The organism is Dellaglioa sp. CoH-57-MRSF-20 (assembly GCF_056781955.1).
Genome location: NZ_JBXAXV010000120.1, coordinates 1 through 452, shown reverse-complemented (window position 1 = coordinate 452; position 452 = coordinate 1). Strand labels below are relative to the sequence as shown.

Below are 452 nucleotides of genomic sequence, written 5' to 3'. Positions count from 1 at the left end.
GATCCGGGTCGATCTGGATGGCGGTGGCGAGCAGACGTTCGACCGATACGATCTCGCGGTCTATTTCGAGGCTGATTGCAAGGTGCCCCGGAAGCTGATTGGCCTGTCGTTTGGGCGATGTGTTGGCGACATCGTGCGCGGCACCGTCGATATCAACGATGTGCTGGTCGTTATCGCATTGACCCACATGACGCACCGTACCGATATTGTGCCGGTTATCGAGGCGTATCGCGAGCGCCCGGGTTATCTGATCGGACTGGACGGTGAAGCATGTCTCCGTGCCGGCCAAGAGCTGTGGGACCGTGGTCTCGTGCATCAGCCGCGTACGTTCGGCGCGTACCCCACGAAGCTCCCGAAGGATACGTGGATTTCGGTGCCAGTGGACGAGCGTGACCTGAGCTGGGGTGCCTGATGGGGATTCGTGATTGGATTCAGGGGACATCTGCATCACG

The 452-nt window shown here is 60.0% G+C and carries 1 protein-coding gene; it reads left to right on the top strand.

All coding sequences use genetic code 11. The features are described from left to right. The coding region (locus tag AC1RPN_RS08415) for a hypothetical protein (protein ID WP_481763748.1) at positions 1-412 on the top strand (412 nt) is incomplete at its 5' end. Positions 413-452: the final 40 nt, after the last annotated feature.